Source organism: Microbispora cellulosiformans, from assembly GCF_008728085.1.
GTDB lineage: Bacteria > Actinomycetota > Actinomycetes > Streptosporangiales > Streptosporangiaceae > Microbispora > Microbispora amethystogenes.
Genome location: NZ_VYTZ01000002.1, coordinates 751,702 through 778,099, shown reverse-complemented (window position 1 = coordinate 778,099; position 26,398 = coordinate 751,702). Strand labels below are relative to the sequence as shown.

The following is a 26,398-nucleotide window of genomic DNA, read 5'->3' as shown; positions in this document are numbered from 1 at the left end:
GGATCACCTGACCGGTCTCCGCCGCCGGACCCACCCCTGAAAGGTCCGCACATGGCACCACCCGACGCGGGTGCCGCCCGCCCGCGCGGGAGGGGCGGCTACTGGCTCTACCTCCTGCCGAGCCTGGTGCTGTTCCTCGCGATCATCGTCGTGCCGTTCCTGATGAACGTCGCGACGAGCTTCACCCGCTGGTCCGGCGTCGGCACCCCCACCTGGATCGGGCTCGACAACTACACGAAGCTCTTCCGGGACGAGCGGTTCTGGGCGTCCTTCCAGCACAACGTGGCGCTGATCGTCGCGATGGCGGTGGTGCCGACGATCGTCGGCCTGGTGCTGGCCGCCGCGTTGTTCGACTACATCGCCAAGCGGTTCGGCGCGCGTACGGCCTCGGCCCTGCGCGCGGCGTTCTACCTGCCGCAGGTGCTGCCCGTCGCGGTGGCCGGCGTGGTCTGGGGCTGGATGCTGCACCCGTCGTACGGCGCGGTGAACCAGATCTTCGGGCTCAAGGTCAACTGGCTGGGCGATCCCGACCTGGCGCTGGCCACGGTCATGGCGATCATGGTGTGGTTCCAGCTCGGCTACCCGGTCGTCATCTTCATGGCCGGGCTCCAGCGGGTGGACCCCTCGCTGTACGAGGCGGCCGAGATCGACGGCGCCTCCTGGTGGCGCAGGTTCTGGCACATCACGATCCCCCAGATCCGGCCCGAGATCTTCGTGGTCCTGCTCACCTGCACGATCGCGGCGCTCAAGGTGTTCGGCCCGATCTTCGTGCTCACCCGGGGCGGCCCGGGCTCGGCCACGATGGTGCCGTCCTACTTCTCCTACCTGAACTTCTTCCAGAAGGTGAACGTCGGATACGGCTCGGCCATCGCCACCGTGCTCGCCCTGATCATCGTCGTGGTGACCTTCCTCTTCCTGCGCGTCCAGGACCGTGACCAGGAGCGTGACTCGTGACCTCCGATCGCCACTTCGGCCAGCCGGGGCGCTGGGCGGTCCTCGCGGCGCTGGTCGTGCTCGCGGTGGTGATGCTCGTCCCCTTCGCGATCGTCACGCTCAACGCGTTCAAGTCGCCGGCCGAGTACTCGTCGGGCGGCCCGCTCAGCCTGCCGCAGGGGCTGTACCTGGACGGGATCGTCACCTTCTGGCAGCGCGTCGACTTCGGCCTGAAGCTCTGGAACAGCCTCCTGATCAGTGGCGTCGTGGCGGTCGCCGCGGTGCTGCTGTCGGTGCTCAACGCGTACGCGCTGGGGGTCGGCCGGGTCCGCGGCCGGCTGTGGCTGCTCGTGCTCTTCCTGGTCGCCAACACGCTGCCGCAGGAGGCCCTCGTCTACCCGCTGTACTACCTGGCCAAGCAGGTGGGCCTGTACGACTCGAAGCTCGCGGTCATGCTGATCTTCACGGTGATCCAGGGGGCCTTCGGGACCTACCTGCTCTCGTCGGTGCTCGGGCAGTTCCCCCGGGGGATCCTGGAGGCGGCCGAGATCGACGGGGCGAGCAGGTGGCGGATCCTGTGGGGGATCGTCGTGCCCGTCAGCCGCCCGACCCTCACCGTGCTGCTCATCTTCTTCTTCATCTGGACGTGGAACGAGTTCTTCCTGCCGATGGTGTTCCTCATCTCCAACGACAACCAGACCGTGCCGGTCGCCCTCGGCGTCCTGCAGGGGGAGAAGATGATGGACGCCACCATGTCCAGCGCGTCCGCGCTGCTCGGCATCGTGCCGGCCGTGGCCTTCTTCCTGATCTTCCAGCGCACGCTGACCCGTGGCATCACGGTCGGCGCGATCAAGTAAGACCCCCACCCGAGAGAAACCCCAACCCGAGAAACCGAAGAAACGCGTCACTACCTGACCTGGAGGCGCAATGTCCCGTCGCCGTTCGGCGATGCTGTCCGCGTCGGCCGCCCTGGCTCTGGCTCTGAGCCTGGGCGCCGGCCCTGTGCGGGCGGCCGGCGACTATCCGTTCCGAAATCCGTCGCTGCCGCTCGCGCAGCGCGTCGACGACCTGCTCGGGCGGCTCACGCTCGACGAGAAGGTGTCGATGTTGCACCAGTACGCCCCGGCGATCGACCGCCTCGGCGTCGGCATGTTCAAGAGCGGCACCGAGGCGCTGCACGGCGTGGCCTGGTCGACCGACATCGACAACAACGGCGCCGTGGTCACCGCCACCGGCACCGTCTTCCCCCAGGCGCTCGGCCTGGCGAGCACCTGGGACCCCGCCCTGATCAAGCGGGTCGGCTCCGCCGTCGGCGACGAGGCCCGCGGCTTCCACGCGCAGAACCCGCGCGTGTGGGGGCTCAACCTGTGGGCGCCCGTCGTCAACCTGCTGCGCGACCCGCGCTGGGGCCGCAACGAGGAGGGCTACTCCGAAGACCCCCTGCTCACCGGCGCCATCTCCACGGCGTACGGATCGGGCATGGAGGGCGACGACCCCGACCACCTCAAGTCGGCGCCGACGCTCAAGCACTACCTGGCCAACAACAACGAGATCAGCCGGGACGTCACCTCCTCGGAACTGCCGCCGCGGGTGAAGCACGAGTACGACGAGGCGGCGTTCAAACCGGCCATCTCCGCGGACGCCGCGACCGGCGTGATGGCGTCCTACAACCTCGTCAACGGCCGGCCCAACACGGTCAGCCCGGACCTGAACGACGTGGTCCGCTCCTGGACGAACCGGACCCTGTTCAACGTCTCCGACGCCTGGGCGCCGAACAACCTGGTGCAGAGCGAGAAGTACTACGCGACCCAGGCCGAGGCCGACGCCGCGCTGATCAAGGCGGGCCTCGACAGCATGACCGTCGACGACACCAACGGCGGCCCGACGGTCGCGGCGGTCAAGGAGGCCCTGTCGAAGGGGCTGCTGACCCAGGCGGACGTGGACGACGCCGTCCGGCACCAGCTCAGCATCCGGTTCCGGCTCGGTGAGTTCGACCCGGACGGCGGGCCGTACGGGAAGATCACCAAGGACGTCGTCAACAGCCCGGCGAACCAGAAGCTGAACCGCGAGACCGCGGCCAAGGCCATGGTGCTGCTGAAGAACTCCGGCGGCGCCCTGCCGCTGAAGCCCGGCAAGAAGGTCGCCGTGGTCGGCCCGCTGGCCGACGTCCTCTACACCGACTGGTACTCCGGCGCCCTGCCGTACAAGGTGACCCCGCTCGCCGGGATCAGGGAGCGCGCGAAGGCGGTGTCCTCCTCCGAGGGCGTCGACCGGATCGCCCTGAAGGACGTCGCCACCGGCAGGTACATCAGCGCGCCCGCCACCGGGGGAGACCTGAAGGAGAGCGCGGCCACGGCCGGCGCGACCGAGCAGTTCGACGCGTTCGACTGGGGCCAGGGCGTGCTGACGCTGCGCAGCGCGGCCAACGGCAAGTACGTCAGCCGGGCCAACTGGTCGACGCTCGCCAACACCGCCGACCAGCCGTCCGGCTGGTTCGTGCAGGAGCAGTTCAAGCTGGAGCAGCAGACCGACGGCACCTTCCTGCTGCGGTACGCCGGCTACGAGACGAGCGAGAGCTGGTTCGGCCCGAACGCGTACGTCAAGGCCGAGGCCGACGGCTCGCTCAGCCTGACCACCGCCGACCAGGCCACGCACTACGCCAAGGAGGTCGTCTCCCGCGGCGTGGACGACGCGGTCGCCAAGGCGAAGGACGCCGACGTGGCGGTCGTCGTGGTCGGCAGCATGCCGTTCATCAACGGCCGCGAGGCGCACGACCGCACCGACATGAACCTCGCCGAGGGCCAGGAGGCCCTGGTCAAGGCGGTGAAGAAGGCCAACCCCAACACGGTCGTGGTGCTGCAGAACAGCTACCCGACGACGATCAACTGGGAGCAGGCCAACGTCCCGGCCATCCTGTGGACCACCCACGCGGGCGCCGAGACCGGGCACGGCCTCGCCGACGTGCTGTACGGCGACGTCAACCCCGCGGGACGGCTGACGCAGACGTGGTACCGGTCGGCCGCCGAGCTGCCCGACATCCTCGACTACGACATCGTCAAGAAGGACCGCACCTACCTGTACTACCGGGGCAGGCCGCTCTACCCCTTCGGGTACGGCCTGTCGTACACGTCGTTCGCCTACCAGGGCCTGAAGGCCGTGCAGAAGGGCGACGCGTACGAGGTCTCGGTGAAGGTGACCAACACCGGCTCCCGGGCCGGCGACGAGGTCGTGCAGCTCTACACCCACCAGCACCGGTCACGGGTGAAGCAGCCGGTCAAGCAGCTCCGCGCGTTCGAGCGGGTGTCGCTGGCGCCGGGGCAGACGAAGACGGTCACGATGACCGTGAAGAAGGCCGACCTCGCCCTGTGGGACGTCACGCGGAACAAGTGGACGGTCGAGAACGCGACCCACGACATCCTCGTGGGATCGTCGTCGGAGGCCGTCCGCCAGCGCTCGACGATCAACGTCAGGGATGAGGACATCCCGCACCGCGACCTGTCGAAGACCACCCGGGCGATCGACTTCGACGACTACTCGGGCGTCCACCTGGTGGACGAGACCAAGGTCCGCGGCGACGCCGTGGCGGGCGCGGACGGCGGCTGGATCGCGTTCAGGGACGTCCAGCTCCGCAAGCCCGCCAAGGTGACCGTGGGTGTGGCCGCCGAGGCCGCCGGGAAGATCGAGGTGCGCCTCGGCTCCCCGAACGGCACGAAGGTGGCCACGATCCCGGTCGCCGCGACCGGCGGTGTCTACCAGTGGGCCGCCGCCACCGCTCCGGTCTCCGGCGCGAACGGCGTGAAGGACGTCTACGTGGTCTTCACCGGCGACGTCCGGGTCAAGGACCTGACCCTGAGCTGAGCCTCGGGCGGCAGTGCCGGACCGGACATCGAGGACGCCCCGCGGGTGAGCACCGCCCATCCGCGGGGCGTTCCGTCGTCGTACGGCGGCAGCCGGCCGGCATCACCACCGGCCGGTGCGGACCCAGGCGTTCTGGTTGAACCAGCAGGGGCCGCCCCGCCGCCTGCAGACGTTGCCCTGGGAGTTGCCGTTGCCGTTCACGCCGATCGTGGCCTGCTGCAGGCCGTTCGCGTTCTTGAGGCTGCCGATCACCATGTAGTTCCCGTAGACCCCGCCGTTGCCCACGGTGATGCGGGACCCGTTGCCGTTCCTGTCGGACGCCACCACGCCTCCGCCCCCGTCTCCGCCGCCGCGCGTCGGCACGGCGTACGCGGCGGACGTGAGGCCGGGCAGGAAGCCGATCGCGAGGGCCGCCCCGAGGACCGCCGCGACCGCGACCACGAGTGACGCACACCGGCACCGGGCCACTCGGATGAGCGCGTCGCGCGCAGCATGCACCTTCATCTCCGCCGGCTCCGCTCCTCTGGTGGACGTGTGAACGTGTCGCCTTCTGCGACCGCAGTCGTGACGTACCCCGATGCGCGGTCTCGCTCGCGGTCCACGTCGAGCCCCGACGCAGCGGATACCGTTCCTTTCCCGGCACAGGGCGACTTAGGAGCATTCATCCCATTCGACTGGGGCGCGGGTCAGGCCGGCGCCAGCACGTCCAGCGCCCTGTGGTCCTCGTCCACCCCCGGGAGGAGCACGGCGTCCCCCGAGGAGTTCCGCGTGCGCAGGGGCAGGATCTCCTGGTAGGCGGGCGACCGGTACCAGGCCCGCGCCGTGTCGAGGTCGGGGAACCCGATGACGATCAGGGTCTGCGGCCAGCTGCCCTCCAGCACCTCCGCCTCGCCGCCGTGGATGACGAAACGGCCGCCGAACGGCTCCAGCGTGGCGTCGATGCGCCGCAGGTACTCGACGATGTCCGCGCCGACGGCGACGTCGCGGAGCTGGGCGATGGCGTAGGCGGGCATGGGTTCCTCCTGTGGCCTGGGCGGTGGTGCCGGGGACGGGCGTCCCCTCCTGGTTCCGAGCATGTCCCAGGCCGGTCACGGAGGCGATGACCCGTGAGGTAATGCCCGGGCGGCGGGGCCGTCCGCGTCTCGCCCGTCGGACGGGACCGGCGATAAGGAGGGCGATCGATCACGCTTTCGCTATTCTCCCCGTTATGGCCGAATCGCTGGGGGAGCCACTGGCCTCGCGATACCACCTGCTGACCCCGCTGGGCTCCGGCGGCATGGGCCGGGTCTGGCTGGCCAGGGACCCGGTGCTGGACCGCGAGGTGGCCGTCAAGGAACTGCGCCTCCCCGACGGCCTCGGCGACCGGGAGCGGGCCGAGCTCGTCGCCAGGGTCATGCGCGAGGCCGAGGTCACCGCGCGGGTGCGGCACCCCGGGATCGTCGCGCTGCACGACGTGCTCGTCCAGGACGACCGGCCGTGGATCGTCATGGAACTGCTCCGCGGCCGGGACCTCGCCGCGCAGGTCGCGTCGTACGGGCCGCTGCCGTACCGGCAGGTGGCCGACCTCGGCGCCCGGCTCCTGGAGGCGCTGTCGGCCGCGCACGCGCAGGGCGTGCAGCACCGGGACGTCAAGCCGGGCAACGTCTTCCTGTCCGCCGACGGCCGGGTGGTCCTCACGGACTTCGGCATCGCCCGGCCCGCCGGCCAGGCGTCGATCACCGAGGCGGGACTGCTCGTCGGCTCGCCCGGCTTCATCGCGCCCGAGCGGCTCGCGGGCGACCGCGGGGGCCCGGCCGCCGACCTGTGGTCGCTCGCGGCCACGCTCTACACGGCGGTCGAGGGCGTCCCGCCGCACCAGGGCACCCAGGCCGAGGTGATCGCGGCGACGCTCACCCGGGATCCCCGGCCGCCGATGCTCGCGGGGCCGCTCGGCCCGGTGCTGACCCGGATGCTGGCGCGTGACCCCGCCCACCGCCCGGACACGGGCGCGGCGCTCGCGACGCTGCGCCGGATCGCCGGCGGCGGCACGCCCGGCCCCGAGGTCCGGACCGACGCCCCCGCCGGGCCCGCCCGGCGCCGCCGGTGGTGGATCGCGGCCGTCGCCCTCGCCGTGGCCGCCGCCGCTGCGCCCCTGACGGCGTACGCGCTGCGGGACGGCGAGCCCGGCACGCCCCCGCCGCGGGTCTCGCCGGTCTTCACCCGCGCCGTGGACCTGTGCCGGGCGCTGCCCGGAGCGGAGGTGCGCCGGATCCTGGGCGCCCCGGCGGACCCGCGCCCGGAGAAGGCGGGCTGCCAGTGGACCGTCACGGGCGCGGGCGTCGAACTGGGCGCCGAGACCGACTCCGACACCCCGGAACCCTGGGCACTGGACCTCGCCTCCGCGCGGACGCTCATGCAGGGACTGCGCCGGCAGTACGCCTCGGGGCCGCGCGACGGCGACCTGATCTGGTACGAGGTCGGGCTCGACCGGAAGACCCAGGTCGTCGAGTCGGCCGCGCGGGACGTGCCGGGGCTGGCCGACGAGGCCTTCGCCGTGGACGTCACCACGCCGGAGGGCACGGCGAAGGCCGCCTGGGTGTACTTCCGGCTGGGCGACCTGGTGGGCGTGCTGCGGTACGCCCACCTGGACGTGACGTCCCCGGCCCGGCTGCGGGACGCGGCGGTCGCGGCGGCCCGGTCGGCCGCCGGCGGCCTGAGCGGGCTGGCGTAGCCGTGGAGGTGCTCGCCGGGCGGTACCGCCTCATCGAACGGCTCGGTGAGGGGGGCGGCGGCACGGTCTGGCGTGCCCACGACGAACTGCTGCGCCGCGAGGTGGCGATCAAGCAGCTCCGCGTCCCGCCGGATCTGGACGACCGGCGGCTCGCCGAGTTCCTCGGGCGGGCCGTCGACGAGGCCCGGGCTGCGGGGCGGCTGAGCCATCCCTCCATCGTGACGATCCACGACGTCGTCGGGCACGCCGGACAGCCGTGGATCGTCATGGACCTGGTGCCCGGCCGCTCACTTGACAGGATCGTCCACGAGCACGGGCCGCTGCCCTCCGAGCGGGTCGCGGAGATCGGGCTGGCCGTGCTCGACGCGCTGGAGGCGGCCCACGCGCGGGGCATCCTGCACCGGGACGTGAAGCCGGCCAACGTGCTGATCGGGCCGGACGGCCGGGCCCTGCTCACCGACTTCGGCATCGCCGCGCCGATGGGCGAGGGCGGCGCCTCCTGGCGCAGCTCGGCCGGGTCGCCCGCCTACATGGCGCCGGAGCGGTTCCGCGAGGAGCCCGACGGGCCCGCCTCGGACCTGTGGTCCCTCGGGGCCACGCTCTTCACGGCGGCCGAAGGCGAGACGCCCTTCCACCGCCCCACCGCCGCCGCGCTCGTCGCCGCCGTCCTGCTCCACGAGCCCCCGCCGATGACGCGGGCGTCCCGGGTGCTGGCCTGGATCGTGCTCGCCCTGCTCGACAAGGACCCGGCGCGGCGCCCGCCGCCCGACGTCGTGCGGCAGGCCCTGCGCGCCGCCGCCGCGCCGCCCGTCCCCGCTCCCGCCGTACGGCCCGCCCGGTCGTGGCGCCTGGCCGTCGTGGCGGCCCTGGTGATCGTGACCGGCCTGGCGGCGGGCCTCGGCGCCTGGCTCCTGACGTCGGGGCGGGACGAGGGCGGCGGGCGCTTCGCCGCCGTCCCCGACGCCTGCCGCAGCCTCACCGACACGCAGATCCGCGACCTCCTCGGCGCGACGACCCGCCCGGAGCCCGCTGGGGACGAGGGGAGCGAGGGCGGCGCAGGCGCGCGTCCGGGCGGGAACGGCGGAGGCGGCGCGGGCGGATGCGCGTGGACCGAGCGCGTCAGCGGGCACGCGGGGACGATCACCGTCGGCTTCCGGCTCCCCGGCGACGGCGCGGGCGAGGCCGCCGCCGCCCGCGACCTCGCCTCGGAGCGGGCGGTCCGGGGCGCCGCGGCGCGCGACCGCCCGGGGATCGCCGACGAGGCGTTCGCCTGCGACACGGCCGACCCCGGGGCCGGGACCACCGGCGCCACGGTTTGGTTCCGCCTCAGCAACCTCGTCGTCGAGGTGGCCTACCGGCGCACCGGTGACCCGTCGGTCACCCAGGCCGACCGGAGCACCGCCGAGCGCGCCGCCGAACTCGTCGGCATCGGACTCGGCTGAGGGCGCCCCCCATTCGACCCTCCCGTTCGCACCCCCTGTAGGAGACCAGATGACCAGCGGTGACGACAGGCCCGTCGGCCCCGGCGGGCACCCGCCCGAGGACCGGCCCTCGCGAGGCGGGCCGCCGTACCCGCCGCCCTACCAGCCTCCCCAGCAGTCGCCGCAGCAGCCGCCGTACCCGCCGCCGCCCCAGCCCCCGTACGGCCCGCCGCCCGGCGCCGCCCAGCCCGGCCCGCCACAGGGTCCGCCACCGGGCCCGCCACAGGGCGGCCAGCCGGGCTCTTACCCCGGCGGTCAGCCCGGCCAATATCAAGGCCCGCCCCAGCAGGGACCCCCGCAGGAGCCGCCGCCGGGTGAACAGCCTGGCCACTACCCGGGTGGGCAGCCCGGCCAATATCAAGGCCCGCCCCAGCAGTACCCGCCGCAGTACTCCCAGCCGTACCCCGAGCAGTATCCGCAGCAGTCCGGCCCGCCCGGGCAGCAGTACGGGCAGCAGTACGGGCAGCCGCCGTACCAGTCGGGGCAGCAGCAGTATGGGCAGCCGCCGTACCAGTCCGGGCAACAGCAGCCCTGGCAGGGGTGGCAGGCGGCGACGCCGCCTCCACCGGAGCTCTGGCAGATGCCGACGCAGCCGTCGGCCCCGGTGCGTCGGGGATGGGTGCTGCCCGTGGTGGCGGTCGGAGCCGTGCTGCTGGTGGCCGGGGGCACCTTCACGTACATGACCGTGCGGCAGGGCACGACCCCCGCCCGGCCGGTGGCGACTCCGGCCCGGCCGGCCGCCTCGTCCGCCACGGCGGCGCCGCAGGCGGCGGCCGCGGACGTGTGCGCGATGCTCGACCCGGCCGAGGCCGAGCGCCTCGTGCCACGCGCCGAGATCAACTCGTCGAGCAACGACAACCGCGGCGGCACCCTCGTCAGCTACGTCCGGTGGACCTGCGAATGGAGGAACCGGAACATCTCCTACAAGGACGTCACCCGCAGCCGCGAGATCACGGTGAACGTGTCCAGGTTCGACGCGCTCGGGACGACCACCGCCGAACAGGCGGCGCGCGTCCAGTACAACGGTGAGCTCAGCCAGTACAAGTACGGCGCGACCCACTCGGACAAGGAGCACTACTACTCGAAGCCCAGGGAGTTCCGGGAGATCGGGAACGGCGCCGTCGCCCGCTACCAGTGGACGCGGGAGGGCAAGCAGTACTGGTACTCGTTCGGCGAGGGGGCCGGCCGCGTCGGCGACGTGTACTTCCAGGTGAAGTACGAGGCCAGCCAGAAGAAGAAGGAGGCCGACTTCCTCTCGGCCGAGTCGACTCAGTCGATCACCGAGGAGAACGCCATTCGTGAGGTGAAGGGACTGCTCGCCCAGGTCGCGAAGTCGGTGACCGCCTGGCGGGCGGGGCAGCCGCTGCCCTACCACGCGCGTCCCAAGCCGAGCCCCACGCCGTCGCCCTCGCCCACCCGGATCCCGCTGCCCAGGGCCTGCGTGAACCTCAAGTCCCTGGCCGCCGGTCTGGTGCCGGGCACCGAGGGCGCGGCGGCGCGGAGCAAGGAGGGCAACTCGACCGTCACGCAGTGCCAGTGGTGGAACGACGCGCTTCCGGTCGGCGGTGGCAAGGTCCGGTGGCGCAACCTGCGCATCGCCGTGCACACCTTCTGGGACGCCGAGTCCGCCCGCTACTACTTCATCGACGAACGCTCGAAGACCAAGTTCACGGCCAGCAGCCAGATCGGCGGCATCCGGTGGGGCAAGGTCGAGAAGCTGAGCGGCTTCGGGCAGGACGCCTTCGGACAGGCGATCCGGCAGCGTACGGACACGGCCCAGTCCAACCGGTACGAGATCTACGCGCTCGACGGCAAGAACGTCATATGGGTGCTGTTCGGCGGCAGCGACCGTCCGGAGAAGACGCCGATCAACTCGTCCGACTCCGTGCTCATGGACCCGAAGGAGGCCGCCACCGGGGCCAGGTCACTGGCCAAGGCCCTGCTCGACGCCCTGTGACATGACGGCTGCCGAGCGACGCGTCGTCACTCGACGAGCTGGGACGTGGCGGCCTGTGATGTCGTGGCCTGGGGTGACGGTGTTCGTCCGGGATCGCGCGGGTATCTCCCCCCTCGACCGCGAGTCGACGGGGGGACGACCATGGCTACGTGTGAGGTCTGCGGCAACGACTACGACATGGCCTTCGAGGTGCACAGCCAGGGGGCGGTGCACGTCTTCGACAGTTTCGAGTGCGCCATCAGCCGGATGGCTCCCGTGTGCGAGCACTGCGGGTGCCGGATCGTGGGTCACGGCGCGGAGTACGACGGCCGCTGGTTCTGCTGCGCGCACTGCGCCCGGCAGGAGGGCGCGACCAGGATCGTCGACAGGGAGGTCACCGGCGCCGGCATGCGCTGACGGGTGATCATGGTTCGAAGGCGACGAGGCGGATGACGAGGAATCCCTCGCCTTCGGGCTTTGGAGGCAGTGTCGCGCCGGGCACTGCCTCGAACACCTCGGGGTGCTCGTCGCGGGTCACGACCCCGAACAGGTCGTCCGGCGAGGCGACGCCGAGCCTCAGCGCGCGCCTCGCGACGGCGTGGACACCACCGCCCGCCTCCAGTTCGGCGGCGACCGCCTCCGCCGCCGACCGGCTGGACACGCGCAGCCGGGCGACCCGCGCCCGCTTCGGCGGAGCCGACCTGGCACGGAGATAGTCTTCGATCTCCCACACGAGCAGTTCGCCGAGATAGTGCGACTTATCCCTCTTCACGATGACCAGGGTCGCCTGTCGCGTTTGATTCTCGTTTGCACTCGGCTTGCCCCGCCGGCCGCCCACCGGCTGCCCGCCAGCCGCCCGCCGGCAACGGGGCCGACGCCGGGCCGCGAGCATGCGTTGCCGCCGAGACACGCGTGGCGGCGCGGCCCCTGGATTCACGTGCCGCCTCACGGTAGGCTTTAGTTAGTTCCATAGCCAAACAAACGCGGAGGAGCGGGTGCCACCAGGGTACCGGGGAGGCGCTGGGACCGGCGGCCGGTGCCGAGCCGCGCGTGACGGAGCCGGAGCGGCCGCCCGTACCGCCGATCTCATGTCGGATTGCGCGCAATTGCGGCATGATGAGCCCAAGCGGGAACGAGGCGGACAGTGATCACTTCGCACAACGGGCCACAGCCGGCCGACTTCACGGACGTACGGGCGACCAACCTCGCCGTCGTGCTGCGGTTCGTCCGTGAGAACGCCCCCTGCTCCCGGGCCGACATCGCCGCCTCCACGGGCCTCAACAAGGCCACCGTGTCCAGCCTCGTCGCCGACCTCATCGACCGGCGCCTGCTGCGCGAGACCGGCCTGACCGAGCACCGGGTCGGCCGCCCCGCCACCATGCTCGTCCTGGACGGCTCGCCGTACGCCGCGATCGGGATCGAGGTCAACGTCGACTACATCACGGCGGTCGCCGTGGACCTCAAGGGCGAGGAACTGCTCAACTGGCGGCGCTCCTTCCCCGGCGGCACCTCGGGGCCGGGGCGGGCCGTCGTCGCGATGGCGGCGCTGGCCCGGCGGGTCGTCAGCCGGATGACCAAGGAGGCCCGTCAGGTACTCGGCCTGACCGTGGCCGTCCCCGGCCTCGTGGACGTCGACGGCATCGTGCGGGTCGCCCCCAACCTGGGCTGGCGCGACGCCGACCTGGCCGGTGACCTCACCAAGGCGCTGCGCGACCCCGGCTTTCCCGTGCTGGTCGACAACGACGCCAACCTCGCCGCGCTGGCCGAGCACCGGTTCGGGCCCCACCGCAACGCCGCCAACCTCGTGTACGTCACCGGCGAGGTGGGCGTCGGCGCGGGCATCGTCCTGGACGGCCGGCTCAGACGGGGCGGGCAGGGCTACAGCGGCGAGATCGGGCACCTCCAACTCGATCCCGCCGGGCCCGTCTGCCGCTGCGGCCGCCGCGGCTGCCTGGAGGCCGTCGCCGGGGTCGGCGCGATCCTCGCCCACACGGCCCCCGACGCCTCGCCGTCCGATCTCGAACTCGAGATCGACGAGGTCGTACGGCGGGCACGGAACGAGGACCGGGAGGTCCTCGGCCTGCTGGAGAACCTCGGGCGCCACCTCGGCCGGGGGATGGCGGTCGTGGCCAACCTGCTCAACCCCGAAGTCGTGATCCTCGGCGGCTACTACGTGCCGCTCGCCCCCTGGCTCGTCGGCTGCGCCGAAGAGGAGATGTACGGCCGGGTGCTCGCCCCCGGCGGGGGCGGCTGCCGCCTGGAGGTCTCCACCCTCGGGTACGGCGCCGCCGCGCTCGGGGCGGCCGCGCGGGTGCTGGACTCGGTCGACTCCGGCCGCCTGCCCGCCCAGCGCTGACCCGCGCCCCGCCGGCCGACTCTGGCGATTCCCCCTGCCCATGCCCTCTCTGCCATGCCCCTGCCGACGCGGCGGGCCATGACGCCGGGGCATCGGGCGGAGCGCGAGCCGCTCCGATGTCGCACGGCGGCGAACCAACCGGGCCCGCCAGGCGTCGAATGACGGCACACCCGAGGAATTGGAAAAGCATTGAACACTCGCCTGCTCTCCGCCGCCGTGCTCGCGGCCGCACTGGTCGCCCCCGCGACCGCCGCCGCTCCGGCCGGGGCCGCCGCCGCGCCGAAGCCCCTCACCGGGGCGGCCGTCTACCTGTCGCACGGCAAGGGCTACCCGATCAGCCGTTACGAGCCCGGCAAGGGCTTCACGAAGCTGGGCGCCATGCCCATGACCGGCCAGTTCTCGGCGTCCCCGGACGGCAGGAGGATCGCCTGGATCACGGGCGGAGGAGCCGTACAGGTGAGCGACGGGCGCACGGTCTCGACGGCGGCCAAGGGCGCCGGGGCCGGGGCGCCGTGCCTCACGCCGGTCTGGTCGCCCGACTCCAGGCAGGTGGCCTTCCTGGCGCAGGGCCAGGGCGACGCGCAGCGCGTCGTCGTCGTCAACGCGGACGGCACCCGCCGCCGCACCGCCGGCAGCACACGCGGCGTCTGTCACCTGGCCTGGTCCGCCAACGGCCGTTACCTCGCGGGGTACGCCGGGACGACCGAGGGCGTCTACCGGTTCGACCTCAGCACCGGCAGGTCGGTCCGGGCCAAGGGCATCGGCCTCGCCAACCACGTGCAGAGCCTGTCACCCGACGGGATGAAGGTCGTCGTGGCGCCGCTGTCGCGGGACGCGCCCGGGGGCGACGGCTCCTGGCCCGGCGGCTTCCGGCCGGCGATCGTCGACATCGTCACCGGGAAGAAGGTGCCCATCCCGGTGAAGGGCTCGCTGATCGGCGCCTTCTACCTGCCGGACGGCCGCCTGGCCGTCCGGGTCGCCGGGCGCGCCGCCAACACCCTGGTCGTGCTGGACGCGAACGGCAGGCAGTTGCAGCGCCTGGCCGAACCGGCCGCCGCCAAGCGGCAGGCACTGCTCCAGATCGTCCGCTGACCGGCCTTCCCGGACAGCCACGAAGCCGCTGACGCGGAACCCTCATCCACGAACCCTCACGCGGGGCATGCGAGCGCCCCGTCGCGCCGAACAAACGGGCGTGAGCCCCGGCCGTGCGTGCGGCCGGGGCTCACGCCCGTCCCTCACGACCTCTCTTTCCGTCGTCCGTCTCGCCGTGCGGGCCCGTGTGACCGGTTGACATCGCGATGAAACAGGCGCGACGCGGGTCTTGACCTGAGACGAGTGAAAGGGCAATCTTCCGGATAAGCCCGGATTTACACGCCGGAAACGTCCGGTAGCCCTTTCGAAGCGCTTCGACAGGCGGCGCTTCCCAACCGAACAGCGGATCCACGCGACGCCCCCGTGGGCACCTCTTTCGGCAGGTCATCGAAGCGCTTCGACGCGAAGGGGAAGTCTCCAGATGAACGAACCGGCCCAGGACCCGGCATTCAGGAACCCCGCGCTTCCTCCCGCCGACCGGGTGGAGGACCTGCTCGCCAGACTCACGCTCGACGAGAAGATCGGCCTTCTGCACCAGTACCAGGCGCCCGTCGAGCGGCTCGGGCTGCGGCCCTTCCGCACCGGCACCGAGGCCCTGCACGGCCTGGCCTGGCACGGCCCGGCCACCGTGTTCCCCCAGGCCGTCGGGCTGGCCAGCACCTGGAACCCCGACCTGGTCCGCCAGGTGGGGGAGGCGGCGGGCGACGAGGTCATGGCCTTCCACCACAAGGACCCGCAGAGCGTGGGCCGCAACGTCTGGGCGCCGGTCGTCAACCCGCTGCGCGACCCCCGCTGGGGCCGCAACGAGGAGGGCTACTCGGAGGACCCCTGGCTCACCGGCGTGATGGGCACGGCGTACGCCTGGGGCCTGCGCGGGAGCCACGAGGTGCTCAAGACGGCGCCGACGCTGAAGCACTTCCTGGGCTACAACAACGAGACCGACCGGTGCGTCACCTCCAGCGGCCTGCCGCCCCGGGTGCTGCACGAGTACGAGCTGAAGGCGTTCCGGCCCGCGCTCGAAGCGGGGGCCGCGGTGGCGGTCATGCCGTCGTACAACCTCGTCAACGGCCGCCCGGCCCACCTGTCGCCGCTGATCGGCAGCCACCTGCGGGAGTGGGCGCCCGACGACATCCTGGCGGTCAGCGACGCCTACGCGCCGGGCAACCTCACCACGCCGCAGGGCTACCACAGGGACCTGCCCGAGGCGTACGCGCACGCGATCAAGGCCGGGCTGGACAGCTTCACCCAGGACGACGCCGACGGGGCCGCGACCCTGGGCCACATCAGGACGGCGCTCGGCCGCGGCCTGCTGACCGAGGCCGACCTCGACGCCGCCGTGCGGCACACCCTGTCGATACGGGTGCGGCTGGGGGAGTTCGACCCCGCCACGCCGTACGACGAGATCACCCACGAGGTGGTCAACAGCCCCGAGCACCGGCGGCTCGCACGGGAGGCCGCCCGCCAGTCGATCACGCTGCTCAAGAACGACGGGCTGCTGCCGCTGTCCGCGCCGCGCACCGTCGCGGTGATCGGCCCGCTGGCCGGCGCCCTGTTCGAGGACTGGTACAGCGGCACGCTGCCGTACCAGGTGACGGCGCTGACGGGGCTTGCCGAGCGGTGCGCGACGGTCTACCACGAGGGCGTGGACCGGGTGGCGCTGCGCACCGAGGGCGGCTACGTCGGAGCGTCGCCGGACCCCGGCGGCGGGCCGCTGTACGTCGGGAGCGAGCGGTCCTGCTTCGACGTGTTCGACTGGGGCGGCGGCGCGTTCGCCTTCCGTGCGTGCGCCAACGGACGCCACGTGCAGGCGGGCGAGGACGGCGTGCTCGTCAACGACCAGCCCGGCCCGAGCGGCTGGGAGGTGCGCCAGACCTTCCGGATCGAGGAGCGGCCGAGGGGCGTCGTGCTGCGCAACATCTCCTCCGGCCGGTACGTCACCGTGGCCGGCGGCGTCGTGCGGACGACCGACGACCCGGACGCCGCGTCCGTGCTGTCCGTCGAACTGGTCGAGAGCGGCGCCGCCCGCGCGGCGGAGGCGGCGGCCGGCGCCGACGTCGCGGTCGTCGTGCTCGGCGACCACCCCCTGGTGAACGGCCGGGAGACCGAGGACCGGACGACGCTGGCGCTGCCCGAGCGGCAGGAGACCCTGCTGAAGGCCGTCCACGCGGCCAACCCGGCGACCGTGCTGGTGATCTCCAGCGGCTACCCGTTCGCGGTCACCTGGGCGCAGGAGCACCTGCCCGCGATCGTCTGGTCGGCCCACGGCGGGCAGGAGTACGGCAACGCGCTCGCCGGCGTGCTGCTCGGCGACGACGACCCGGGCGGCCGTCTCACCCAGACCTGGTACCGCTCGGCCGCCGAACTGCCCGACCTGCTCGACTACGACGTCATCGCCTCCGACGCCACCTACCTCTACTACCGCGGCCGGCCGCTGTACCCCTTCGGGCACGGCCTGAGCTACACCCGCTTCGCCTACTCGGGCCTGGAACTGTCCGCGGCGGAGGCCGGCCCGGGCGACACGGTGACCGTCCGGGTGACCGTGACCAACGAGGGCGGGCGCCCGGGGGAGGAGGTCGTGCAGGTCTACACCCGTCAGCGGCGCTCCCGGGTGAAGCAGCCGCTGCGTCAGCTTCGCGGTTTCGCCAAGGTGCGCCTCGCGCCGGGCGAGAGCCGTACGGTCGAGGTGGAGCTGCCGGTCGGCGACCTGGCTTTCTGGGACGTCACGCGCGGCCGGTTCGTGGTGGAGGACGCCGCGCACACGGTGCAGGTGGGCGCGTCGTCGGGCGACATCCGGCTGTGCGCGCCGCTGCGGGTGCGGGGCGAGCGGATCCCCCCGCGGGTTCTCACCGGCCGGCCACTGGACGCGGCCGGCCACGACGAGTACGACGGGGTGGTGCTGTGCGACGCGGCGCCCGTCGCCGGGGACGCCGTCCGCTCCGCCTCGCCCGGGGCCTGGATCGCCTTCCGCGACTGCGACTTCGGCGGGGAGCCGGGCGGGGACCCTGAGGGGGACCCGGTTCCCGGTGACGCGGGGCCGCGGACGTGCGCGCTCACGGTGTCGAGCGACGAGGGAGGGGTGGTCACGCTGCGGCTCGACGACCCCCTGACCGGGGAGGTGGCCGGTGCGGTCACCGTCCCGCCCACCGCTACCAGACACGATTTCGTCGGTGTGAGCACCCCCCTGGCGGGAGCGGCCGGAGTGCGCGATCTTTATGTGGTGTACGAAAGCGAGGGGGTCACGGTGAGCACGCTGGCTTTCCTCGGAGGGCTCCGCCCGTGAGGACCGTGACGATCGCCGACGTCGCCAAGCACGCGGGAGTCGCCGTCAGCACGGTCTCCTACGTGCTGAGCGGCAAGCGGGCGATCTCGGCGACGACCCGGCAGCGGGTCCTCGACAGCGTCCGGGTGCTCGGCTACCACCCCAACGCGGGCGCCCGCGCCCTGGCGAGCAAGCGCGCGAAGGTCATCGCGCTGGTGCTGCCGCTGCGGGCCGGCATGAACCTGCCGGTTCTCATGCAGTTCGCGACATCGGTCGTCACCACGGCCCGCCAGTACGACCACGACGTGCTGCTGATGACGGCCGACGAGGGGCCGGACGGGCTGCACCGGGTGGCGGCGAGCGCGCTGGTGGACGGGCTGCTGCTGATGGACGTGGAGATCCACGATCCCCGCGTGCCGCTGCTGCGCCGGCTCGCCGAGCCCGCCGTGCTGATCGGTTTCCCGGCCGACCCGGAAGGGCTGACCTGCGTCGACCTCGACTTCGCCCGGGCCGGCGCGCTGTGCGCCGACCACCTGGCCGACCTCGGGCGCCGCGAGATCGTCCTGCTCGGCGCGCCGTCCGTGGTCTACGAGCGGGGCACCGGTTTCGCCGAGCGGACGATGGCCGGGTTCGCCGAGGCGGCGGCGCGGCACGGCCTGAAGGCAGGGGCCTGGCCGTGCGAGGAGTCGTTCGACGAGGTCCACGCCGCGGTGAAGCGGCTGCTCGACGAACGGCCGGGGCTTTCCGGGCTCGTCGTGCACAATGAGGCGGCCGCCGGCCATGTGCTGGGGGCTCTGCGGATCCTCGGCAGGCGGGTGCCCGAGGACGTCTCGGTGGTGGCGATCTGCCCGGACGACATCGCCGAGCGGGCCAGCCCCGCGCTGACCTCCGTGCTCGTTCCCGCCGAGGACGTCGGGCGTCAGGCGGTCCGGCTGCTCATGGCCAAGCTGGAGGGCCAGGCCGTCCCGGAGTCGACGCTCCTCGAACCACGGTTGACGATTCGCGAAAGTTCACGATGATCTCATTCCCCGACGGCTTCCTCTGGGGGGCCGCGACCGCGTCGTACCAGATCGAAGGAGCGGTCCACATCGACGGCCGCGTCCCCTCCATCTGGGACACCTTCTCCCACACGCCCGGCATGGTCAGCGACGGCCACACCGGCGACATGGCCTGCGACCACTACAACCGTTATCTCGAGGACGTCGAGATCATGGCCTGGCTGGGGCTCAAGGCGTACCGGTTCTCGGTGGCCTGGCCGCGCCTGGCCGACCTGGGCTTCTACGACCGGCTCGTGGACGCCCTGCTCGCCAGGGGCATCACGCCGGTGGCGACCCTCTACCACTGGGACCTGCCGCAGTCGTTGCAGGACGCGGGCGGCTGGACCAACCGGGAGACGGCCTTCCGGTTCGCCGACTACGCCGCGGCCGTGCAGTCGCGCCTCGGCGACCGCGTCGCCACCTGGACGACGCTGAACGAGCCCTGGGTGTCGGCCTTCGTCGGGTACGGCTCGGGGCGGCACGCGCCGGGCGTGACCGACCCGGCCGCCGCCTTCACCGCGGCCCACAACCTGATGCTCGCGCACGGCCTGGGCACGCAGGCCCTGCGTGCGGGGGGCGCCGAGTCGGTCTCGCTGACGCTGAACCTGACCCCGATCCTCGGCGACCCCGAGCCCGCCCGCCTGATCGACGGGCTGGCGAACCGGCTGTTCCTCGATCCGGTGCTGCGCGGCGAGTATCCCGCCGACGTTCTCGCTCATATGGAACGCTTCACCAAGGTGAACCTGGACGACCTGCCGACGATCGCGCAGCCGATCGACGTGCTGGGCGTCAACTACTACACCGTCAACCGGGTCGTCGCCGACCCCTCGGCGGAGGGGCACCCCGAGTATCCCGGCAGCGAGGGCATCGCCTGGGAGGACCCGCACGGGCCGGTCACCGAGATGGACTGGGAGATCAACCCGTCCGGCCTTGAGGACCTGCTCGTACGGCTGTGGCGGGAGTATCCCGGCACAGCGCTGATGATCACGGAGAACGGGGCCGCGTTCCCCGACGGGGTGTCCGACCCCGGGCGGATCGCCTATCTCGACACCCACTTCCGGGCCGCGCGGTCGGCCATGGACCGCGGCGCCGACCTGCGCGGATACTTCGTGTGGTCGCTGCTGGACAACTTCGAGTGGGCCCGCGGCTACCACAAGAGGTTCGGCATCGTCCGCGTCGACTACGACACGCTGGAGCGCACCCCCCGCGACAGCGCCCGCTGGTACCGCGACGTCATCGCCCGCGGCGGCCTGGAGGACTGACCGGAGCGCTGGAGCGCTCCCGGCACGGCGGCGGGCTCCCGCCGCCGTGCCGGGGAACGTCACAGGACGTTCTCCATGCAGATCATCGCGATCACCAGGACCACGAGCGCGCCGAGGTGGGCGGCCGGCGACCACTGGCCGATCGGCACGGCCGCCGCGGCCAGCAGCGCGGCGGCGAGCCGCACGGCGAGCCGTCGGCCGCGCCGGGCCTCGCCCAGCACCCGGCGGAACCACAGGTCGCCGAGCAGGAACAGCGCGGTGCCCGCGGACAGCGCGACGGCGGGACCGGGGGCGAGATGGTCGTGGCCGACCGCCTTCTTGATCCCGGCCGCCGTCGCGACGATCCCGAGCAGGATCGGGACATGGGCGTAGAAGTACGCACCCAGGATGAGCCGCGTCCGCTGGACGACGCCGGCCTGTGCCAGCGCGTGCTCGGGCCCGCTCTCGCCGTGCCCGAAGTAGACCCACCACAGCGCCGCGGTGAGAGCGAGGCCCAGCAGGGCGGTGACGATCAGGGCCGCCCCGGGGTGGCCGTCGGTCGCCCCGATGCCGATCGCCACGATCGACTCGCCGAGCACGATGATGACCAGCAGGCCGTGCCGCTCGACGATGTGCGCCGGATGGAGGGGGAAACCCTTCTGCCCGATGATGATCGGGCTCATCCACACCAGCACGAGAGCCGCCGCCCACAGCGCCAGGTTCCACGGCGGAGCCACGAAGGCGGCGGCGAGGACGAGCGCGGTCGCGGCCAGGTTGAACGGCACGACCCGCGCGATCGCGGCCGTCGCCTGCAGGTAGAGCCCGCCGTGGACGAGCACGATGACGAGGTAGCCGACGGCGAACGCCACGCCGCTGCCGGAGAAGGCGTGCGGGATCGCCAGGGCCATGATCAGGAAACCGGCCATGCCGCACAGGATCAGCACCCGCCGGGCCGTGCGTTCCGGCGGCACCGTGTTGGTCAGCCAGGCGTAGCCGGAGTACATCCACCAGAGCAGGCCGAAGATCAGGACGGCCTGTACGGTGCCCTGGCCGGCGAACCCCTCGCCGTCCTGCCGGGTGAAGTCGCCCACCACCAGCGAGGTGAGCTGGGTGATCGTGAAGACGAAGACCAGGTCGAAGAAGAGCTCGACCGTGGAGACGCGCAGCTCCGCGTCCGGAGCGGTCGGCTCGACGCGCTCGGCGAACCAGCGGGGGAGAGGCATGGCGAATATTGTGCCGGTTGGCCCGCCTTGTCGATCACCTTTCGGCGGGTGTGCCTGACGGGGGTGACAGCACCCGGCCGCCGAGGTGGGGGAAGACCTTCGCCACCTTGGCGGTCAGATAGTCGCCGTACGTGCCGGTGAAGGCGCGCAGGTCCAGGCCGTCCCAGCGGGGACGGCCACCGTCGCGGGCGGGCAGGGAGGGCAGCGGCGGCACCTCGCAGTCCCACCCCGGGTCGAAGAAGAAGGGGAAGGACAGCCTGCCGCGCCCGGTGTGGTTGCGCACGCGGTGCGGAGTGGACCGGTAGAGGCCGCCGGTCAGCCGGTCGAGCATGTCGCCGATGTTGCAGACCAGCGTCCCGGGGATCGGCGGCGCCTCGATCCAGCCGCGGGCCGTGTGCACCTGCAGGCCGGGATTGCCGTCCTGCAGCAGCAGGGTCAGCAGGCCGTAGTCGGTGTGCTCGCCGACCCCCCACTCGTCCGGCCCCCACTCGCCGCGTCCGGACTCGGCCGCGGGCGGGTAGTGGAAGATCCGGAACAGGACGGTGGGCGTCGCGGTGTAGCCGGAGGCGAAGTAGTCCTCCTCCAGCCCCAGGCTCAGCGCCACGCCACGCATGACCGCCTGTCCCACGCCGGTCAGCGCATCCATGTACGCCCGTACGGCGGAGCGCAGTTCCGGCACCTCCTCGGGATAGAGGTTGGGCCCGTGCAGCGGCCGGGGATCCTCGCGGCCGAGGTCGGCGCCGAAGTAGAGGCCCTCCTTGAGATCGGGGCGGCCGGAGGTGAGTTCGCCGCCCACGGGGAAGTATCCGCGCCAGGCCCGCCCGCCCCGGTCCATCGAGATGCGCATCTTGTGCTCGGGCGGCAGCAGGAAGAAGCGCGCGGCCGCCTCCCGGAGCAGCGCGATCAGGTCGTCCGGCACCCCGTGACCGCTGATGTAGAAGAAGCCGCTGTCGAGGCAGGCCGCCTCGATCCGGCGCGCGACACCGGCGCGCTCCCGGCCGGTGTCAGGGGTGGAGGGGCCGGTGAAGGGGCTCACGTCGATCACCGGCAATGGTCCCGCGGTGTTGCCCGCGGGGTTGACCGCACTGTTCATGCCTCCAGATTCCCTCATTCGGCACGCCGCCCGGAAGGTGGCTTTACGCGCTTGCCGTTCGCGTGACACGGGGGATGATTTGCGAAGATTAGAAGCGATTCTTTGAGTTTGTCTCATTGCATCCTAATTAAGATATTTGGCGTAGATTTCGGGGATGCGGTCTATAGGGCCGTATCAGGAGTAGGCGATCGGGTGGGTTTCGGGGATCGATGGACGATCAGGAGTCGTGTCGCGCTTTTCACCGGCACGGCTGTCGCCCTGTTGTGCGTGGCGTTCTCGGCCGTGCTGGTGTGGGCGCTGCACCAGGCGGCCGGCCGGCACCTCGTCAGTGAGGTGACGGCGGCGGGTGAACGAGCGGCCTACCAGGTGGAACGCGCCCGGGCGGGGGCCGCGCTGCCGCCCGAGCCCCAGACGTCGAACGGGTCGGTGCAGGTGGTGGGCCCATGGGGCCAGGTAGGGGCCGCGACTCCCGACATGCGGGGCAAGCCGCCCATGGCGCGCTTCCGCCCGGAGGCGCCGCGGCGCAGGGCCGTCCAGGAGGTCTGCGGCGGCGCGTTCGGCGCCGGCAACTGCCGCGTCGTGGTCGCGCAGCGGGTCCATGGCGACAGCGGGGACTGGACCGTCTACAGCGCCGCGCCGGTGCGGGCCTTCGACGTCCCGCCCGGGCTGGTGGCCGGGCTGGCGGCGGGGTCCGTGCTCGTCACCGCCGCCGTCGCGTACGGCACCCGGCGCAGTGTCAGGCGGGCGCTCCGACCGGTGAAGGCCATCCGGGACGAGCTCGACGAGATCAACACCTCCGAGCTCGGGCGGCGGGTGCCGGTCCCGGCGGACAGAGGGGAGCTCCACGCCCTCGCCCAGAGCATCAACTTCACGCTGGACCGGCTGGAGGAGACCTTCGAGCAGCAACGCCGCTTCACCTCCGACGCCTCCCACGAGCTGCGCAGCCCGATCACCGCGATCCGCGCGCAGGTGGAGGACGCGCTGCTGGCCCCCGAGGACACCGACGTACGGGAGATCGGCGAGGCCGTGCTGCGGAGCCTCGACCGCCTTCAGGCGATCGCCGCCGACCTGCTGACGCTGACCCGCCTCGACGTCGGCGCGCCGTGCGAACGCGAGCCGCTGGACCTCGGCCGGCTCGTGGCCGACGAGCTGGGCCACCGCCGGGCCGTGCACAAGATGGTCCCGCGGCTGCCCCCCGGGGTGACCGTCCGGGGCGACCGCATCCGGCTGGGCCGCCTGATCACCAGCCTGCTCGACAACGCCGACAGGCACGCCGCATCGTCGGTGAGCCTGGAGGTGCGGCGGGACGAGTCGCCCAACGGGGACCCCCGCTTCCTGTCCGGCACCGCGGTGCTGGAGGTGCTCGACGACGGCACGGGCATCCCCGGCGACCAGCGCGAGCGGGTCTTCCAGCGGTTCACCCGCCTGGACGCCGCCCGCAGCAGGGGCGCCGGGGGCGCCGGGCTGGGCCTGCCGATCGCCCGGCAGATCGCCGAGAGCCACGGCGGCACCCTGACGATCATCGACAGCCCGCGGGGCGCCCGCTTCCTGCTGCGCCTGCCGCTGTCGCGGGAGCTCTGACACCCCTCTCAGCGGGCGGGCGGCGCCTCGGCGCGGCTCTCCGTCGTGGTGTCGTCGTCCCGCCGCGTACGGCGCGGGCGGGGCGCGGCGGTCCGGCGGGTCGTCGTGGAGGCCTGTCCGCTCGGGGGCGTCCCCGGGTCGTCGCCGGAGGGCGCGGCGTCCTTCCGGGCCGCCGGAGCGGCGGCGGACGGAGCGGGATCGGCCGGCGTGCCGGAGGGTGCCGTGGCCGCCGGGGCGTCCGTACCGGGTCGTGAGCCGGATCCCGAGCCGGGTCGTGGACCGGAGGGGCGCGCTCCGGACCGCGCCGCCGTGTCCGGCGCGCCCGCCCCTGCCTCCGGACCCTCCCGGACCTCGCCGCGAGACCCGCGGACGTCGCGGGTGTCTCGGGTGTCGTGGGTCTCGCCGGGCCACGGCGGGCGCAGCGCCGCGATCACCGCGTCGGCCTCGGCGTCGGCGGCGAACTCGCCGGCCGCCTCCGCCTCGCGGCGCTTGATGACGACCATGTGGTCCACCGAGACGCGGCCGCCGCCGGTGACGGCGAGCAGCACCGACGCGGCCCCCAGCGCCACGATGAGCTCGATGGCGCCGCCCGTCAGGGGCAGGCCGGCGTCACCGGCGGTGATCACGAACACGGCGAGCGCCTCGGCGAACAGCAGCAGCCCGACGGCCGGCACGGCGAGGCCCGCGATCAGCAGCGTGCCGCCCACCAGTTCGACCAGCATGGTGACGGCCGCCCAGAGGTAGGGGACGGGCGCGTGGAGTTCGGTGAACTGCGCCTGAGTGGCGTTGAGGCCGGCTTCGAGCTTCTGCCAGCCGTTGGCGAAGAAGATCCCGCCGACGCCCATGCGGGCGGCCAGCGAGGCCAGGTCGTGCAAGGTTTTCTTCACGGCTTCTCATCCTGGGGGCTGGGGGGCAGCGGCTTGCCCGGATACTCTCCCCGGCCCGGCCGCCGTCATGCGCGGGCCAGGTCAGGCGTCCGCGCGCTCGGGCGCCGGGGTCTCGGTGCCGGGTTCGCCGGCCGGGTGACGGGGGAGCAGCAGGGCCACGGCCAGCGCGGTGAGCGCGAGCAGCGCCACGCTGACGACGACGGTGCTGTGCAGGGCGGTGACGAAGGCCGCGCGGGCGGCGGCCAGGAGTGCGTCCCCGGCTGCGCCGGCCTTCCCGGCCACGTGCGCGGCCGCGGCCAGCGACTCCCGTGCCTGCGCCATGAGGCCGGACGGGACGCCGGGGACGGTTCCGAGGGACGGGGCGTAGACGATCGTGGTGATCGTCCCGAGCACGGCGATGCCGAGGCCGGCCCCGAGCTCGTAGGCGGTCTCCTCGATCGCGGCGGCGCCGCCGGCGCGCGACTCCGGCGCCGAGGCCATGATCGTGTCCGAGGCCGCGAGCAGGGCGACCTCGACGCCGAAGCCGATCCCCGCGAAACACGCGGCGAGCATCACGGGATGCTGCTCGGTTCCCCAGGTCAGCACCGGGGTGAGGGACAGCGCGGTGAGCGCGAGGCCGCCGCCGACCGTCGCCCGCAGCCCGATCCGCCCCAGCACGTGCGCGGCGGCGAGGCCACCCGCGACGGCCGCGACCATGAGCGGCAGCATCCGTACGGCGGCCTCCAGCGGGGACAGCCCCAGCACGAGCTGGAGATACTGCGCCAGCATCAGCTCCAGGCCGACCAGCGCGAAGACGGCCAGCACCACGCAGCCGACGCCGGTCGCGAAGCCGCGCTGCCCGAACAGCCCGATGTCGAGCAGGGGGAACGCCAGCCGCCGCTGGCGCAGCACGAACCAGACGAGCAGCGCGGCGCCGGCCACGAGGACGACGAGCGCGGGACCCCGCCCCAGCGTGTGGCCCGATCCCGCCTCCTTCAGGCCGAACGCGACCGACAGGATGCCGAGGGTGGAGAGCGCTGCGCTGAGCGCGTCCCACGGGTGGTCGGCCCGCCCCGGCGAGGCGGGCAGGATCCGTACGGCGAACGGCAGCGCGACCAGCAGCAGCGGCACGTTGATGAGGAAGACCGCGCCCCACCACAGGTGCTCGACCAGCACCCCGCCGATCAGCGGCCCGACGGCCGCGCCCGCGGCGGCGACGGCGCTCCAGACGCCGAGCGCGACGGCCCGCTCCCGCCGGTCGGTGAACACCTGCCGGATGATCGACAGCGTCGCCGGCATGATCATCGCGCCGCCGACGCCGAGGAAGGCCCGCGAGACGATCAGCGCGAGCGGCGTCGCGGCGAACGCCGCCGCCAGCGAGGCCAGGCCGAACACCACGTAACCGCCGAGCACGAACGGCCGCCGGCCGTACCGGTCGCCCAGCGTGCCGAACGTCACCAGCAGCGGCGCGACCACCAGCGAGTAGACGTCGATGATCCACAGAAGCTGGACCGACGACGGCTCCAGTGCGGCCGTGAGCGCGGGGACGGCGATGTGCAGCACGGTCGCGTCGACCGCGATCAGGAGCAGGCTGAAACACAGCAGCACGAGGACCGACCACCGGCTGACCCGGGGCTCGCGCAGGGCGCCCGCCGCGCGGACGGGTGCGGACCCGACCGAAACCATGATCATAAACCGCTCAGTGCTCGCGGCCCCGCTGGAACATGCGTGG

At 72.8% G+C, this 26,398-nt stretch carries 20 protein-coding genes; 13 read left to right on the top strand and 7 right to left on the bottom strand.

Translation table 11 applies throughout. The features are described 5' to 3' along the window. Window positions 1-51 precede the first annotated feature (51 nt). The 3 genes from F5972_RS07485 to F5972_RS07475 all read left to right on the top strand — a co-directional run bounded on the left by F5972_RS07485 (window position 52) and on the right by F5972_RS07475 (window position 4,791). A complete protein-coding gene (locus F5972_RS07485) occupies window positions 52-954 on the top strand; it encodes a carbohydrate ABC transporter permease (protein ID WP_150932379.1) in 903 nt (300 codons plus the stop codon). Then, on the top strand, window positions 951-1,790 hold the full coding sequence (locus F5972_RS07480; protein WP_225311236.1) for a carbohydrate ABC transporter permease: 840 nt from the start codon (window positions 951-953) through the stop codon (window positions 1,788-1,790). The genes F5972_RS07485 and F5972_RS07480 overlap by 4 nt, the downstream gene beginning before the upstream one ends. A gap of 70 nt (window positions 1,791-1,860) precedes the next feature. Beyond that, window positions 1,861-4,791: a glycoside hydrolase family 3 protein gene (locus F5972_RS07475; protein WP_150932377.1), complete on the top strand. Its 2,931-nt coding sequence runs from the start codon at window positions 1,861-1,863 to the stop codon at window positions 4,789-4,791. A 102-nt stretch (window positions 4,792-4,893) separates the two neighbouring features. Here the strand turns inward: F5972_RS07475 and F5972_RS07470 are convergent, their stop codons facing one another. After that, window positions 4,894-5,295 carry a hypothetical protein gene (locus tag F5972_RS07470; protein ID WP_150932375.1) on the bottom strand — a complete coding sequence of 134 codons (402 nt, stop codon included), beginning with the start codon at window positions 5,293-5,295 and terminating at the stop codon, window positions 4,894-4,896. A 182-nt stretch (window positions 5,296-5,477) separates the two neighbouring features. Next, on the bottom strand, window positions 5,478-5,804 hold the full coding sequence (locus F5972_RS07465; protein ID WP_150932373.1) for a DUF1330 domain-containing protein: 327 nt from the start codon (window positions 5,802-5,804) through the stop codon (window positions 5,478-5,480). Window positions 5,805-5,998: 194 nt separating this feature from the next. Between F5972_RS07465 and F5972_RS07460 the strand changes: the two genes are divergently transcribed. The 4 genes from F5972_RS07460 to F5972_RS07445 all read left to right on the top strand — a co-directional run bounded on the left by F5972_RS07460 (window position 5,999) and on the right by F5972_RS07445 (window position 11,335). Then, window positions 5,999-7,501 (top strand): serine/threonine-protein kinase, encoded by a 1,503-nt coding sequence (locus F5972_RS07460; RefSeq protein WP_191909985.1) that lies wholly within the window; start codon window positions 5,999-6,001, stop codon window positions 7,499-7,501. A 2-nt stretch (window positions 7,502-7,503) separates the two neighbouring features. After that, window positions 7,504-8,943: a serine/threonine-protein kinase gene (locus F5972_RS07455; RefSeq protein ID WP_191909984.1), complete on the top strand. Its 1,440-nt coding sequence runs from the start codon at window positions 7,504-7,506 to the stop codon at window positions 8,941-8,943. 49 nt (window positions 8,944-8,992) lie between these two features. Further along, window positions 8,993-10,939, top strand: coding sequence for a hypothetical protein (locus F5972_RS07450; RefSeq protein ID WP_150932367.1), 1,947 nt, complete (start codon window positions 8,993-8,995; stop codon window positions 10,937-10,939). Window positions 10,940-11,080: 141 nt separating this feature from the next. Then, the gene (locus F5972_RS07445; RefSeq protein WP_150932365.1) at window positions 11,081-11,335 is read left to right on the top strand and encodes a hypothetical protein; all 255 of its coding nucleotides are present in this window, start codon (window positions 11,081-11,083) and stop codon (window positions 11,333-11,335) included. A gap of 7 nt (window positions 11,336-11,342) precedes the next feature. On the opposite strand, the gene F5972_RS07440 is transcribed toward F5972_RS07445, so the two are convergent. Next, window positions 11,343-11,690: a hypothetical protein gene (locus F5972_RS07440; RefSeq protein ID WP_150932363.1), complete on the bottom strand. Its 348-nt coding sequence runs from the start codon at window positions 11,688-11,690 to the stop codon at window positions 11,343-11,345. 372 nt (window positions 11,691-12,062) lie between these two features. On the opposite strand from F5972_RS07440, the gene F5972_RS07435 reads away from it, so the two are divergent. From F5972_RS07435 to F5972_RS07415, 5 genes are all read left to right on the top strand, one after another. Continuing rightward, window positions 12,063-13,274 (top strand): ROK family transcriptional regulator, encoded by a 1,212-nt coding sequence (locus tag F5972_RS07435; RefSeq protein WP_150932361.1) that lies wholly within the window; start codon window positions 12,063-12,065, stop codon window positions 13,272-13,274. 189 nt (window positions 13,275-13,463) lie between these two features. Then, window positions 13,464-14,366, top strand: coding sequence for a TolB-like translocation protein (locus F5972_RS07430; protein ID WP_150932359.1), 903 nt, complete (start codon window positions 13,464-13,466; stop codon window positions 14,364-14,366). A 421-nt stretch (window positions 14,367-14,787) separates the two neighbouring features. Further along, entirely contained in the window at window positions 14,788-17,646 is a 2,859-nt protein-coding gene (locus tag F5972_RS07425) for a glycoside hydrolase family 3 protein (RefSeq protein ID WP_150932358.1), read from the top strand. Continuing rightward, window positions 17,643-18,644, top strand: coding sequence for a LacI family DNA-binding transcriptional regulator (locus F5972_RS07420; RefSeq protein ID WP_150932356.1), 1,002 nt, complete (start codon window positions 17,643-17,645; stop codon window positions 18,642-18,644). Before F5972_RS07425 ends, F5972_RS07420 begins: the two co-directional genes overlap by 4 nt. Beyond that, entirely contained in the window at window positions 18,641-19,924 is a 1,284-nt protein-coding gene (locus tag F5972_RS07415; protein WP_150932354.1) for a GH1 family beta-glucosidase, read from the top strand. Before F5972_RS07420 ends, F5972_RS07415 begins: the two co-directional genes overlap by 4 nt. Window positions 19,925-19,983: 59 nt before the next feature. On the opposite strand, the gene F5972_RS07410 is transcribed toward F5972_RS07415, so the two are convergent. Further along, the gene (locus tag F5972_RS07410; protein ID WP_150932352.1) at window positions 19,984-21,126 is read right to left on the bottom strand and encodes a low temperature requirement protein A; all 1,143 of its coding nucleotides are present in this window, start codon (window positions 21,124-21,126) and stop codon (window positions 19,984-19,986) included. 34 nt (window positions 21,127-21,160) lie between these two features. After that, the gene (locus tag F5972_RS07405) at window positions 21,161-22,219 is read right to left on the bottom strand and encodes an isopenicillin N synthase family dioxygenase (protein ID WP_150932351.1); all 1,059 of its coding nucleotides are present in this window, start codon (window positions 22,217-22,219) and stop codon (window positions 21,161-21,163) included. 474 nt (window positions 22,220-22,693) lie between these two features. On the opposite strand from F5972_RS07405, the gene F5972_RS07400 reads away from it, so the two are divergent. Then, window positions 22,694-23,800, top strand: a complete 1,107-nt coding sequence (locus F5972_RS07400; protein WP_404803040.1) for a sensor histidine kinase — start codon at window positions 22,694-22,696, stop codon at window positions 23,798-23,800. An 8-nt stretch (window positions 23,801-23,808) separates the two neighbouring features. On the opposite strand, the gene F5972_RS07395 is transcribed toward F5972_RS07400, so the two are convergent. Together F5972_RS07395 and F5972_RS07390 are read right to left on the bottom strand one after the other, a co-directional pair. Then, window positions 23,809-24,687, bottom strand: coding sequence for a DoxX family protein (locus F5972_RS07395; protein WP_150932347.1), 879 nt, complete (start codon window positions 24,685-24,687; stop codon window positions 23,809-23,811). Between the two features lie 81 nt (window positions 24,688-24,768). After that, window positions 24,769-26,358: an MFS transporter gene (locus F5972_RS07390; protein ID WP_150932345.1), complete on the bottom strand. Its 1,590-nt coding sequence runs from the start codon at window positions 26,356-26,358 to the stop codon at window positions 24,769-24,771. Window positions 26,359-26,398 lie beyond the last annotated feature (40 nt).

What these genes read in the sequence shown, in the direction of transcription:
- F5972_RS07485 (WP_150932379.1), top strand. Translation starts at nt 52, where the DNA reads ATGGCACCACCCGACGCGGGTGCCGCCCGCCCGCGCGGGAGGGGCGGC.
- F5972_RS07475 (WP_150932377.1), top strand. Translation starts at nt 1,861, where the DNA reads ATGTCCCGTCGCCGTTCGGCGATGCTGTCCGCGTCGGCCGCCCTGGCT.
- F5972_RS07470 (WP_150932375.1), bottom strand. Translation starts at nt 5,295, where the DNA reads ATGAAGGTGCATGCTGCGCGCGACGCGCTCATCCGAGTGGCCCGGTGC.
- F5972_RS07465 (WP_150932373.1), bottom strand. Translation starts at nt 5,804, where the DNA reads ATGCCCGCCTACGCCATCGCCCAGCTCCGCGACGTCGCCGTCGGCGCG.
- F5972_RS07460 (WP_191909985.1), top strand. Translation starts at nt 5,999, where the DNA reads ATGGCCGAATCGCTGGGGGAGCCACTGGCCTCGCGATACCACCTGCTG.
- F5972_RS07450 (WP_150932367.1), top strand. Translation starts at nt 8,993, where the DNA reads ATGACCAGCGGTGACGACAGGCCCGTCGGCCCCGGCGGGCACCCGCCC.
- F5972_RS07445 (WP_150932365.1), top strand. Translation starts at nt 11,081, where the DNA reads ATGGCTACGTGTGAGGTCTGCGGCAACGACTACGACATGGCCTTCGAG.
- F5972_RS07425 (WP_150932358.1), top strand. Translation starts at nt 14,788, where the DNA reads ATGAACGAACCGGCCCAGGACCCGGCATTCAGGAACCCCGCGCTTCCT.
- F5972_RS07415 (WP_150932354.1), top strand. Translation starts at nt 18,641, where the DNA reads ATGATCTCATTCCCCGACGGCTTCCTCTGGGGGGCCGCGACCGCGTCG.
- F5972_RS07410 (WP_150932352.1), bottom strand. Translation starts at nt 21,126, where the DNA reads ATGCCTCTCCCCCGCTGGTTCGCCGAGCGCGTCGAGCCGACCGCTCCG.
- F5972_RS07405 (WP_150932351.1), bottom strand. Translation starts at nt 22,219, where the DNA reads ATGAACAGTGCGGTCAACCCCGCGGGCAACACCGCGGGACCATTGCCG.
- F5972_RS07400 (WP_404803040.1), top strand. Translation starts at nt 22,694, where the DNA reads ATGCGGGGCAAGCCGCCCATGGCGCGCTTCCGCCCGGAGGCGCCGCGG.
- F5972_RS07390 (WP_150932345.1), bottom strand. Translation starts at nt 26,358, where the DNA reads ATGATCATGGTTTCGGTCGGGTCCGCACCCGTCCGCGCGGCGGGCGCC.